The following is a 12351-nucleotide window of genomic DNA, read 5'->3' on the forward strand; positions in this document are numbered from 1 at the left end:
CGAGGTCTCCCACCGCCTGCCGGATGGTATGCCGGCTGACGCGGAACATCTTGATGAGTTCATTTTCCGAGTAGATCTTCTGCCCGGGTTTCACCTTCCCCGTGCGGATCCACTCCCGGATTTGCTCTTTGACCATGACGTATTTGGCGGGAGAAGCCATGCCCACATCACCATTTCCCATTCTATGGATTGGTCATTCGCGTTCGCTTTCGATAGATTTGTTCGTGATGTTTTGACAGCGAAACCGTATTCGTTCCTTCACACTCCCAGATACCACTCGATACAGTAGCATACTGCCATGAGGGTGACGACGTTGAAGGCTGCTATGCCACAAAATCCTCGAATCTGCGTCATCGCTGAGCCACTTTTCGTGATCCCCTACAACATGTATACCACATACGCGTCCGTCTACATGTTGCAGGCGGGGTTGACAAGTGTGGACCTCGGGTGGCTCACTACGATGAACCTCGTCGTACAAATGCTCTCGGCGCTGGTGAGCGGATACGCGACGGATCGCATGGGGCGCAAAAAGGCGCTTTGGGTGACCGATGTCGTCAGCTGGTCCTGCGCCACACTCCTCTGGGCCGTATCGCACAGCTGGTGGAGCTTCGCGCTCGCGTTCTTCCTCAACGGCTTTCAGCGGATCTCAACCACGGCGTGGTATTGCCTGTTGACGGAGGACACCCCCGCCGATATGCGCTCGCGCGTCTTCACCGCACTTCAGGTGGTCGCGACTATCGCTGGCTTCTTCTCCCCCATCGCGGGGTGGCTCGTCCATCGCACAGGCGTGGTCCTTGGCACGCGTTTGCTTTACCTCTACGCCTTCGCCAGCATGACCACGATGATCGCCATTCGCCATCGGGGACTTCGCGAGACGAGCATCGGTCTTACCCGAATGGCCGAGACGAGGCGGTTCCATCTTCGACACGAGTTGCGCCGAATTCGTACGGCTGTCAAGTCCCTGTCGCGCAACCGTACGCTGATGTGGCTGTTTGGCGTATACGTCATGTGGAACGTGCAGATCTCCGTCCGAACCACCTTCGTCACGGCGTACCAAATGGACGCTCTCCACATCCCGCCGTCCTTCATGGGCCTGCTCCCAGCCCTCTCTTCGCTCGTCATGGCCGTCTGCCTCGCGACGTTCGCGCGGCGTTTTCACGACGATCACGGCTATCACTGGATGCAGGCCGGGCTAGGACTCTTGTCCGCGGCCATGATTCTCCTGGCGTTCTCGGCACCGAGGTCCGTTGCGCCGACGATCATCGCAACAGCCCTCACCGCCGCAGGCACAGTATTCGCCAACCCCTTCGTGGAGTCCCTCGTGGCCAACGCCATGGACGACGCCGAACGTTCGACCATGCTTGCGGTTCTCAACGTGTTGATTTTGCTCTCCAGTTCGCCGTCCGGGGCCATCGCAGGCTACCTGTACGCATGGAATCCGCGCACGGCGCCTGTCGTCGCGGCGCTGGCGCTCGTCGCGAGCCTTGTGTGCGCCGAGGCCGCCCGTCGCGCTCGTCGCCGCCTGCCGACCGGGTGATGGTCACAGAACTTTGCGCCGTGATCGCGTCATCTTGGCGCATCTCTACCCAGCCATTCACCCGCATGATATCATCAACTTGTTCGTATAACATTTCTATCTTTCCTCAAAGAAAACGCATACATCTCTGCAGAAAGGGTGTTTCTCGTTGCCGCCAGAAACGTGGAACCCACGCCCCCACTTATCCGTACAACTCCACGATCCCTTCTGGTCTCGCTACCAACAACTCGTGCGCGAGACGGTGCTCCCGTACCAGTATGAGATCCTGAACGATCGCGTCCCTGGCGTGGAGCCGAGCGGGGCCATTCGCAACTTCCGCATCGCCGCAGGCCTTGAGACCGGTGAGTTCACGGGCATGGTGTTTCAGGACAGCGATGTGGCGAAGTGGCTGGAGGCCGTCGGCTACGCGCTCAAGACGAAGCGCGATCCGGAACTTGAGCGCATGGCGGACGACGTGATCGACTTGGTGGTGGCGGCGCAACAGCCGGACGGGTATCTCAACACGTACTTCACCATCAAGGAGCCGGGCAAGCGCTTCACGAATCTCATGGACTGTCACGAGCTCTACTGCGCGGGGCACATGATGGAGGCAGCCGTCAGCTACTACGAGGCGACGGGCAAGCGCAAGCTGCTTGACGCCATGTGCCGGTTCGCGGACCTCATCGCTGACACATTCGGACCCGGTGAAGGCCAGATTCACGGCTACGACGGGCACCAGGAAATCGAGCTGGCGCTCGTGAAGCTCTACGGCGTGACCGGAGAGCGGCGCTATCTCGATCTCGCCCGCTACTTCCTCGACGCCCGCGGCACGGAGCCGAATTTCTTCCTCGAAGAATGGGAGCGGAGAGGGAGAAAGTCGTTCTGGTGGCCGTGGATGAAGGAGCCGGACCTCGCCTACCATCAAGCGCACAAGCCGGTGCGCGAGCAGGATGTGGCGGTGGGCCACGCGGTTCGCGCGATGTACATGTACACGGCGATGGCGGACATCGCGCGGCTCACGGGCGACGAGACGCTGGCCAAGGCGTGCGAGCGGCTATGGGAAGATGTCACGCGGCGCCAGATGTACGTCATCGGAGCGGTGGGATCGACCCATCAGGGCGAGGCCTTCACGTTTGACTACGATCTCCCGAACGAGACGGCGTATGCGGAGACGTGCGCCTCGGTGGGCCTCATCTTCTTCGCCAAGCGCATGCTGGAACTCGCTCCCCGGTCCGAGTACGCCGATGTCATGGAGCGCGCCCTGTACAACACGGTCATTGGCAGCATGGCGCAGGACGGCAAGCACTACTGCTATGTGAATCCGCTCGAGGTATGGCCGCGCGCGAACGAGGAGAATCCGGACCGCCGACATGTCCGCCCAACGCGCCAGGCCTGGTTTGGCTGCGCGTGCTGCCCGCCCAATGTGGCGCGCCTTCTGATGAGCCTCGGGGACTACGTGTATTCGTGGCACGAAGCGGATCGAACCCTGTACGTCCACCTTCACATCGGCAGTTCCGTCGAGTGGGATCTGGATGGTTCGCGCGTGCAGGTGGCGCTCGTGTCCGGCCTGCCTTGGCGAGGCGAGACGTCTCTTCGCGTGTCCATGAGCGACGGGCCCCGCCGCTTCGCCGTCGCCGTCCGCATCCCAGGTTGGTGCGCGGGAGAGCCGAGCCTTCGCGTGAATGGCAAACCCATCGCAGAAAGCGAGGTGTGCTTGAAGAATGGCTACGCCGTGATCGAGCGCGCATTCACAGACGGCGACGAGGTGGCGCTCGAATTCCCCATGGAGGCGCGATGGGTCGTCGGCCATCCGGAACTGCGCGCCGTAAGCGGCATGGCGGCCATCGAACGCGGTCCGCTTGTGTACTGCGTGGAGGAGGCGGAGAACGGCCCCAACCTCGCCGCGCTGTCGGTCGATCTCGGCGCACCCCTCGCGGAGGTGCCATGCCGAATTGCAGGCGTGGAGGCCGTGGCGCTGGAATGCGACGGATATCGGCGCGACGGCGCCGCCTTTCAGGACGGCGCCCTGTACCGACCGGTGACGGAGGAGTCCCGCCGGGAGCACAAGGTGAAGCTTCGCGCCATCCCGTATTTTCTCTGGGGAAACCGGGGACAGGGCGAAATGCGCGTCTGGCTCCGATGGCGCTGAAACGAAAGGCCCCCGCAAGCACTGAGGCCTGCGGGGGCGATGCCTCACTTGAAGACCTTGAACCGCTCCTCCACCGGCTGCACCTGCTTGTCGCGCGGCGCATTCTCCGGCGATCCGAACGGCATCTGCGCCACGAGCCGCCACGTCTCAGGCAGCTTCCACTCCGCCTTCACGCGATCTTCGACGACGTTGTAGTGCTGCAGGCTTGCGCCGTAGCCGTACGCCTCAAGCACCACCCAGACCGCGTATTGGTGCATGGCGTTGGTATGCTCGGCCCATACCGGGAACTTGTCCTGGTTGGCCGGGAACTTTTGCTGGAACGACTCGATCACGGCTTGATCTTCGAAGAAGAGTACTGTGCCGTAACCGCCCCGAAACCCCGCGAGCCTTGCCGAGACCGCCTCCCACTGATCCGGAGCTACGACGGCGCGCATCACGTCTTGGACGATGTCCCAGAACTTCTCGTGCGCCGCGCCCAGCAAAAGCACGAGCCGCGTCGACTGCGAATTGTACGCGGACGGCATATGTTTCACAATGTCCGCGAGGATTTGCTCCAGTTCCTGATCGGCGAGCGGCGACTTCTTTCCAACCGTGTGAATCGACCGGCGATCCCGAATGGCCGCAAGGAGTCCCTTCTCCGTCGTGACAGGCATGTGCATTCCCTCCACTCATCTCTCTTTGCTTTTGTAAGCAGGATACCACTCGTAAGCATATCCATTGTACCCCAGGCGCGCGTGAAAATCACCCGCGCGACGTCCCAGCGATGGCGCCGGGATGTTCATGGTATTCCCCGAACTGCGCGCTCGATGTGGCGTCATCAAAGCAAGAGCCACAAGAGCGTTTGCCCCTGTGGCTCAATGTGTCCCTTGTGACTCCGAATCTCACTTCACGGGCTGCGGCTCGTCCTCGGTGTCTGTCGGCGAGTCCGTGTCGGATTCCTCGTCGCCTGGCGACTCGGATGCCTCCGCGTCATCCTGCTGCGCAGACGCCTCGGGCTCCGCATCCACCACTTCCTCGGCTTCTGCCACGCTGTCCGCAATCTGGATGTCGTGTTCCAGGGCCTGCTCCACCGGACCCTCCGCCTGCGGTGCTCCGGTCAGCGCAGCGGGCTGAGACGCGGTCGATGCCGCTTCGGCCTGCGCGCGCCCCATGGTGACGGCGCCAGCCCCAGCCGCGGCCGCCTGCGCAAGCTTCGGCCGGCGGATGAAGAACGCCAGGACAAACGCGATGAAGCTTCCCCACGTCGCCCACCAGAACGCATCGTTGATGCCCATGATGGTGCTCTGCTGCTCAGCGAGGCCGTAGAGCACGTAGCGGGCCAGTTCCTCCGCCGCCTGCAGCGAGTTGTGCAGGTGGATCATGAAGTACTCGACGATGGTCTGATACGTCGTGTAGATGTAGTGGTTATTGACGGTCACCGTGTTTTGGAAGTTCGCATAATGCACCTTCGAGCGATCCGTCATAATGGTCACGAGCACCGCGGTGCCGACCGACGAGGCCACCGTGCGCGCCGTGTTGGCGGCCGACGTGCCGTGCCGGTACAAATGCCGCGGCAACTGGTTCAGGCCAGCCGTCTGCACCGTCATCGCGAGCAGCGACATGCCGAACATCCGCAGCGTGTAAAGCAGCATGATGTGGCCGTAGCCCGTCTGCGCATTCAGTTTTGTGAACTCCCACGTCGTCACGGTCGTGATGGCGAGCCCCACCACCGCGAGAGGACGGGCGCCGACGCGATCGAAGATTGCACCCGAGACGGGCGACATGATGCCCATCAGGATGGCCCCAGGCAGCATCATCAGGCCGGACTGCAGGGCCGTGTAGCCGCGGATGTCCTGGAGATAGATGGGCATGAGAATCATCGCGCCGAACATCGCCATGTTCACGATGCAACCCACAATGGTGGTCATGGTGAACACGTCGTACTTGAACACGCGCAGATCCAGCATCGGCTCCTTCGCCGTCAGCTCGCGCAGGATGAAGAACACGAGGAACACGCCGCCCACAATGAGCGAGACCTCGACGATGGTGTTCCCCCACCCCTTGCTCCCGGCTTCACTCAGGCCGTAGAGCAGGCTGACAAACCCGATGATGGAGAGCACGAAGCCCGGAACGTCGAGCTTCGGGCGCACCGGCTTCGCGACGTTGCGCAGCACGGCCACCGCCATGATGATGTCGATGAACGCGAGCGGAATGATGATCCAGAACAGCCAGCGCCACGACCAGTTGGTCACAATCCAGCCCGAGAGCGTCGGGCCCACGGCCGGCGCGAAGAACATCGCGATGGCCATCGTGCCCATGGCGCGCCCGCGCTGCTGCGGCGGGAACAGCTCGAGAATCACCGTCATGAGCAGCGGCATCATCACCGCGGAGCCGGAAGCCTGCACGATGCGCCCAAACACCATCACACCAAAGCTCGGCGCGATGGCACAGAGGAACGAACCGGCGAGAAAGAGCGACATGGCCGAAATGAACAACTGCCGCGTGGTGAAGGTCCCCATCAGGAAGGCCGTGATGGGGATGAGCACGCCGTTCGTCAGCATGTACGCGGTCGAAAGCCACTGCACCGTGTTGGCGTCCACGTTGAACGCCGACATCAGGTGCGGCAAGGCCACATTGAGCAGCGTCTGGTTCAGGATTGCGACGAACGCCCCAAAGATCATGACAATCATGATAGGCGTTCGATGCGGGTGTCCGTGCGCCGCCTCACCGCTTGGCGCGTGACTCGGCGCATTGGGCGAGGCCGGCACGACCGCCTGGGATGCGGTCGGTTGCAGCGAATCGTTCGACATACGCCTCACCTCTTACTTGTGGATGCGAACCGTCGCGCTCATGCCAGGAACCAAGCCACTGCCCGCCGTTGTGCCAATCGAAATCTCCACCGGAACGACTTGCGTGACCGGCGTGTAGTCCGCCGTGGTGCTCTGATTCGGAAGCAGCGAGAACGTGCTCGCCGTGGCGTCGCCAATCTGCGTCACCGTGCCGCTGATGGAGCCCGCCTTGCCGGCGACCCAGACGTCCACCTGGTCACCCACCTTGACGTTTTGCAGCTGGGTCTCCTTGATGTTCGCCACGATGTACAGGTGGTTCAAGTCATACGCGTACGCGAGCGGCGTGCCAGCGGCCACGAATTCGTTGTTCATGACCTCGTTCTGCGCAATCGTGCCGTTGGCCGGCATGTCAATCGGCACGTCCACCGTCTTGTTGCCAACTTGCGTCTGAATCTCGCCAATCTCGTCGCCCGCGCTAAACGTCGATCCGTTGGTGCCCTGCCAGTTGATGAGCTTGCCGCTCGCCGGTGCGGACACGACAATCTGGTTGCCCGCGACCTGCGCGTCATCCGTCTTGAGATACAACGTCGACTGGTTGTAGAAGTAATAGCCCGTGATCGCCGCAGCGATCAGCACGATGAGGATGATCAGGTTCACGAGGATCATCCTGCGGAACGTGGTGCCGGAATTGTTCGGCGTGGGGTTCGCGTTTGCGCTCATGCTGTACATCTCCTCCTCTTCTCTCTTCTCGATCTCGGCGCCGTCTCCGTGCACCGCGATCATTTTAGAGATTAGACCTTTTAACCACTATGTATATTTAACCTATTTAGGTGTATGAGTCAAGCGCCTAGAGTGGAAATTGTTTCAGTTCTGTGTACGAAGCGTGGTACAATGGGCGTAGAATGCCATTCTTCTGGCGAAAGGCGTGGCTCCGCGTGAGCGAATGGATCGTCATGAAGCAATGCGCGTCCTGCCGGGCGGTCAACCGCATTCGACTGGATCACGGCTTTTTCTGCCGCTGCGGCAAGTGCAAAGCCCCGTTAGCCCTCACGCATTACGAGATCCTCGGCGTGCCGAGAAACGCGACGTTGCCTCAGATCAAGGCCGCCTACCGGCGAGCTGCGAAAAAGTGGCATCCGGACGTCCACGAAGGCCGGGATCGCGCCACCGCCGAGCGGCACTTCCGGCGCATCCAGGACGCGTATCGCACGCTGTCCGAGCCGGAAGCGCGCCAGCGCTACGATCTCCTCCTTCACTTCGAAGGAGCTTATGAAGAGACAGCCACCACGCAGACCGAAGAAGCGCCGCATGCGTCGGAACGCCCGAGCGGGGCCTCCAAGGCTCAAGACCGTTCTCTCCTGCGCACGTCCTGGAGGGCCGGGAGCTTCCAGTGGCCGTCCGCAGGCGCGCAGCGGGATCGGCCGGTGACGCTGTACACCGTGCTTGGAGTGGGCCTCTTCACCATCTGCACGATGGGCGGCGCCATTCTGACGGGTCTTTTCGGCTCTAAGCTCGCGCTCATGATCCTGTTGGGTCTGGGTATGATCGGAGGCATGCAGCTTTTGTATCTGCTGACCAAGTTGACCCTCGACGCGGAATCTTGACGCGGCATGAAACCTCGTTGGGAGTGAACGCACGTGGAATGGAACGGAAACACAATCCTGGTGACTGGCGGATCGAACGGGATTGGCCTCGCGCTCGCCGCCCGCTTTCTCGCGCGCGGCAACCGGGTGGTGATCTGCGGGCGCCGGCAGGAGAAGCTCGACGAAGCGAAGGCCGTTTACCCGGATCTCATCACGGTGCGCTGCGACGTCATGCGGCCGGAAGAGCGATTGCGCCTTGTGGCGTACATGAACGAGACGTATCCTGACTGGAACGTGCTCGTCAATAACGCGGGCATTCAGCAACACGTCAATGTGCGGCGCGCGTCGGAGCCTTGGGAGCATTATGAGCGCGAGATCGCCATCAACTTCGATGCGCCCGTCCACCTGACCTTGGCCGCGTTGCCGCACTTGCTCGAGCGTCCGCGCGCAGCTGTTGTCAACGTGACATCAGGCCTTGCGTTAGCACCTGCGGCGTGGGCGCCGGTGTACAGCGCCACGAAAGCAGCTCTGCGCTCGTTTACCCAGTCGCTTCGCCTGCAACTTCAGGGCACGCCGGTGGAGGTGGTCGAAATTGTCCCGCCGGCTGTGAATACCGATCTCGGCGGACCGGGCCTTCACACCTTCGGCGTGCCGGTGGACGAGTTCGCAGACGGCGTGTTCGAGAAACTAGAGGCAGGCGCCGAGGAGATTGGCTACGGAGACGCGGAGCGCAGGCTCTCCCTCGTGCCTCAGGAACTGCGAAACGCAGCGGAGCAGATGTGGGCCGGCTTTCGGTCCAGAAATCCGAACTTCTGAAGCGCATCCCCTGAGGCGCGCTCAGACGGTATCGCCTTCCTCAGCGGTGACGTTCCTGCTCCAATCGGCGAGATCCTCGGCGGACGCTGGGCGCGCCTTCCAAAACCCCTGCATCTCATCGCATCCGGTGCGCGCGAGCAACATCTCCTGCTCCCGCCGCTCCACCCCTTCCGCGATGGCGCGCATGCCGAGATCGTGCGCGAGGCGGACGACCCCGGCCATCAGGCGTTCCTGGCGCTCGCCCTCGGGCGCCATGGACAAAAGCGACGGATGCAGTTTGATGGCGTCGTACGATCCGGCCGACAGCGCCGCGAGCACCGCTTCACCGTGCCCAAAATCGTCGATAGCGACGGAGACGCCCATCCGGTCGAGGTCGTGGGCGAGATCGCCGATGAGGTCCGCGTATTGCGCCAACAGACTCGCGTGCACCTCGAGCTGCAGGTGATCCGGAGGCAACTGAGCGCGCCGAAGGGCATCCGCCACGCCATCCAAAAACCGCGGATCGGCCATCTGAGACAGCGATACATTCACCGACACGCGCAGGCGAAGGTTGTGCTTCTGCCAACGAGCGGCGGTCTCACAGGCCGTCTCGAGCACCCAAGCGCCAATTTGCTGCATCATGCCCCACTGTTCAGCGAACGGGACAAATACCGCCGGCGGAACAAACCCCAACTCCGGAGAGTTCCAGCGCAGGAGCGCCTCGGCGCCCACCCACACGCCACGTCGAACGTCGAAGATGGGCTGATAGTCGAGCGAAAACTCGCCGCGATCGAACGCCTTGGCGAGCGCGTTGTGCAGGAGGAGCCGGTTGTGGATGGCGCTGTCTCCGCTCTCGCTGTAGAGGCACAGCCGATGCCCGCCCTGCTCCTTGGCGGCGTACATCGAGATATCCGCATACCGGAGCAGCGTATCGACGTCGCGGCTGTGGTCCGGGTAGATAGCCGCCCCGATGCTGATGCCCATGGGGACGCATTCGCCCATGACCTGGAGCGGTTCGCGAAACGCGTCCAGACAGCGCGCTGCGGTTTCCCGCACATCCTCCTCGCCCGCGATCCCGGCCTGAATCACCGTGAATTCATCCCCGCCCATGCGATACACCTTCGCCCGGCCGCGAAGGGTCTGTTGCAGGCGCTCGGCGATGGCTTTGAGCGTCGCGTCGCCGAACTGATGGCCGAAGGTGTCGTTCACGTATTTGAAGCCGTCGAAGTCGAGGAGAAAGACGGCGAGTTTTTCGTTCCGCCGCTCGGCCTGTTCCACCGCCGCGCGCAGATCGTGCTCGAACTGCTGGCGGTTCGGCAGACGAGTCAGGGCGTCGGTGAAAGCGAGGCGCTGTAGTTCTACCTGATGGACCTTGCGGTCCGTGATGTCCATCGCGAGCCCCTCGAGGTAGGTGACGCGGCCGTCGGGGCCAAAGCGCGGATACAAGTGGACCGCCACCCACCGCTCGGTGCCGTTCCGGTGGCGGATGCGGTATTCGCTCCGTGCGCCGGATCCCGTGCGAACGGGCTCCGTGGCGAGGGCGAGATCGTCCGGGTGGACCAGGGAGAGCCACAGGTGCGGGTTCTTCACAAGTTCGTCGCTCGAATAACCGCACATCGCCTCGCACGCGTTGGAAGCGTAAATCAGCCGATTCGAGGCGACGTCGTAGGCAAAGAGGCAAATGTCCGCCGCGTCCGCGATGCGCTCGATGAAGTTTCTGGACTGCGCCACTTCGGCGTACATCTCCGTATCCCGGACGTGATCCGTCACCACGAAGATCATCTCGCCTGAGCTCGAGCACCACGCCCACGTCTCCGACTCCAAGGCGGTTCCTGCTTTCGTCCGCCACTTCACCAGGCGGCCGTTCACGCGGCCGCGTTGCTCGATCTCGCCCAGATAGCGTTCAAAATCGCCATCCGCCCACCAGAACGGAGCATGTGCGCCTAAAATCTCCTCCGGTTCCCACCCCAGCATGCGCGCGGCCGGGCTGGACCAGAGCATCACGCGATTTTCCCGATCCACGCCGAATACTGCGAGAGGCGCTTCTTGGACGAGCCAATCGTCGAGCCGACGCGTTTGCAGACCGTTTTCGTCACCGGATTGCGGAGAACGTGAATGCACCAGGACTCCCCATCCCATTCGGAAACATAAAAAGTCCCCACCGGACCATCTCATCGGGCCTTTCGGGGCGGACGCGCAGGTAAACACGCAAAATCCCGCCGATCCGGCGGCACGCGGCGTGCCGTCGGTCAACGCGGATTCCTAAGAGTTCTCTAACGATTATACTGCTTATCCTACCAGCTTGACTAGTGTCTGTTGGATCCGGAAGAGGTGCCGAGAAGGCAAGCCTGTGCGCTGTCACACGCGGCGCGCCTTGAGTTCGTGACGATGGGCGTGATCCTGCCTCCACTGAATCAGGTGCCCCGCGACTACGCCGTGAACCGTGCGCACGATGACGATGACGAAACACAGCCACAAAATCCCGAGCTGCACCAGGCCAGCCACGGCGAAGAACGGATGACCGAGCAGGCGATGCAGCGCATAGGTACCGTTGGTGAAGCTGCCAATGGGGAAGACGTAGCTCCACCAGCCGAGGTGAAACGGCAGCCCGTCGCCCTTCGGCGTCAGGTGCAAGAATGTGTAGAGCGCCGAGAGGAGGATCCACCAGACGCCCACGCCCCACATCGCGATGGCGAAGACAGCGCCGAGATCGCGCAGACCGCCTGTATAAGGGCCAAAGACGTGCGGCGCATTCAGCGGGATGCCGCAGAAGGTGCCCATGGCCATCCCAATGGGGCCAATCTCAATCCACAAGGTCGGCGCCTCCTGGCCGCTCAGCCGCCTGTGAAAGACGAGGCGCGAGTAGACCAACGCGCTCGTCATGATGAACAGGAAGAACGTCATGCCGAACAGGGCGAGGATTCCCGCAGCCATGGAGAACTGCGCGCCAGGTCCCCCCGCGTACGGAATGAGGTTGGTGCCGGTGGCCGCCGCCACGATGGGCGGAACGAGCGGAATCAGCCAGGACGCCACGGTTTCGTCTCGCTCCACCTTGTGCTCGGTGAAGAGCAGATACGGCACGACGATGACGGAGAACACGGATGCGGCGACCCCGGCGAGCCAAACGGCGAAGCTGATGACAATCGCCGTGTGCTTCGGCATCATGTGCGTGCCGATGAGAAAGTAATCGTTGCCGACGACGTTGATGCCCATCGCGAACGCGCCGTAAAACAGCGCCCGTCCCGGATGCCGGAAATCGTCGATGGCGGCGTCGGGCGTGAGCAGCCAGCGCAGCATCCACATCACAAAGGCGAAGACGAAGACCACATTGACGCAGATGAACAAGATCTCCCCCACCGCGTGCTGGAACGGCAGGTGGATGGGCGACGTGTACGTGAGCGCCGCGACAATGCCGATGCCCATGACGGTCGTGAACCAGTTGACGCCGAACTGTCGGATGATGTGCATTCCGTCACCTCCCACTCATGTCAACTTCCATGGTATGAGGTGACTTGCATTAGGGGAAATACATCTTTTTGA

Annotated in this window: 10 protein-coding genes; 4 read left to right on the plus strand and 6 right to left on the minus strand. The window is 62.2% G+C overall.

Annotation, left to right across the window (positions count from 1 at the left end; translation table 11 throughout):
- Positions 1-160: GntR family transcriptional regulator (locus AC27E8_RS10795; RefSeq protein ID WP_487111481.1), on the minus strand; the 160-nt coding region annotated here is incomplete at its 3' end.
- Positions 161-313: 153 nt separating this feature from the next.
- Here AC27E8_RS10795 and AC27E8_RS10800 point away from each other — a divergent pair.
- Positions 314-1537: an MFS transporter gene (locus AC27E8_RS10800; RefSeq protein ID WP_487097612.1), complete on the plus strand. Its 1224-nt coding sequence runs from the start codon at positions 314-316 to the stop codon at positions 1535-1537.
- 148 nt (positions 1538-1685) lie between these two features.
- Positions 1686-3665 carry a glycoside hydrolase family 127 protein gene (locus AC27E8_RS10805; RefSeq protein WP_487097614.1) on the plus strand — a complete coding sequence of 660 codons (1980 nt, stop codon included), beginning with the start codon at positions 1686-1688 and terminating at the stop codon, positions 3663-3665.
- A gap of 44 nt (positions 3666-3709) precedes the next feature.
- On the opposite strand, the gene AC27E8_RS10810 is transcribed toward AC27E8_RS10805, so the two are convergent.
- The 3 genes from AC27E8_RS10810 to AC27E8_RS10820 all read right to left on the minus strand — a co-directional run bounded on the left by AC27E8_RS10810 (position 3710) and on the right by AC27E8_RS10820 (position 7162).
- Positions 3710-4318 (minus strand): nitroreductase family protein, encoded by a 609-nt coding sequence (locus AC27E8_RS10810; protein WP_487097616.1) that lies wholly within the window; start codon positions 4316-4318, stop codon positions 3710-3712.
- Positions 4319-4546: 228 nt separating this feature from the next.
- The gene (locus AC27E8_RS10815; protein ID WP_487097618.1) at positions 4547-6454 is read right to left on the minus strand and encodes a DHA2 family efflux MFS transporter permease subunit; all 1908 of its coding nucleotides are present in this window, start codon (positions 6452-6454) and stop codon (positions 4547-4549) included.
- A gap of 12 nt (positions 6455-6466) precedes the next feature.
- Positions 6467-7162: an HlyD family secretion protein gene (locus AC27E8_RS10820; RefSeq protein ID WP_049784444.1), complete on the minus strand. Its 696-nt coding sequence runs from the start codon at positions 7160-7162 to the stop codon at positions 6467-6469.
- A 206-nt stretch (positions 7163-7368) separates the two neighbouring features.
- On the opposite strand from AC27E8_RS10820, the gene AC27E8_RS10825 reads away from it, so the two are divergent.
- Together AC27E8_RS10825 and AC27E8_RS10830 are read left to right on the plus strand one after the other, a co-directional pair.
- The gene (locus tag AC27E8_RS10825) at positions 7369-8037 is read left to right on the plus strand and encodes a J domain-containing protein (RefSeq protein ID WP_487097620.1); all 669 of its coding nucleotides are present in this window, start codon (positions 7369-7371) and stop codon (positions 8035-8037) included.
- A 33-nt stretch (positions 8038-8070) separates the two neighbouring features.
- Positions 8071-8832, plus strand: a complete 762-nt coding sequence (locus AC27E8_RS10830; protein WP_487097622.1) for an SDR family oxidoreductase — start codon at positions 8071-8073, stop codon at positions 8830-8832.
- Positions 8833-8853: 21 nt separating this feature from the next.
- Here the strand turns inward: AC27E8_RS10830 and AC27E8_RS10835 are convergent, their stop codons facing one another.
- Entirely contained in the window at positions 8854-10932 is a 2079-nt protein-coding gene (locus AC27E8_RS10835; protein WP_487097624.1) for a putative bifunctional diguanylate cyclase/phosphodiesterase, read from the minus strand.
- A 237-nt stretch (positions 10933-11169) separates the two neighbouring features.
- Positions 11170-12279, minus strand: a complete 1110-nt coding sequence (locus tag AC27E8_RS10840; RefSeq protein ID WP_487097626.1) for a TDT family transporter — start codon at positions 12277-12279, stop codon at positions 11170-11172.
- Between the last annotated feature and the right edge of the window lie 72 nt (positions 12280-12351).

Source organism: Alicyclobacillus sp. CIJ1 (genome assembly GCF_057538885.1).

Bases quoted from the DNA above. Each gene is read 5' to 3' on its own strand.
- AC27E8_RS10820 (WP_049784444.1), bottom strand. From the start codon at position 7,162: ATGTACAGCATGAGCGCAAACGCGAACCCCACGCCGAACAATTCCGGC.
- AC27E8_RS10815 (WP_487097618.1), bottom strand. From the start codon at position 6,454: ATGTCGAACGATTCGCTGCAACCGACCGCATCCCAGGCGGTCGTGCCG.
- AC27E8_RS10810 (WP_487097616.1), bottom strand. From the start codon at position 4,318: ATGCCTGTCACGACGGAGAAGGGACTCCTTGCGGCCATTCGGGATCGC.
- AC27E8_RS10840 (WP_487097626.1), bottom strand. From the start codon at position 12,279: ATGCACATCATCCGACAGTTCGGCGTCAACTGGTTCACGACCGTCATG.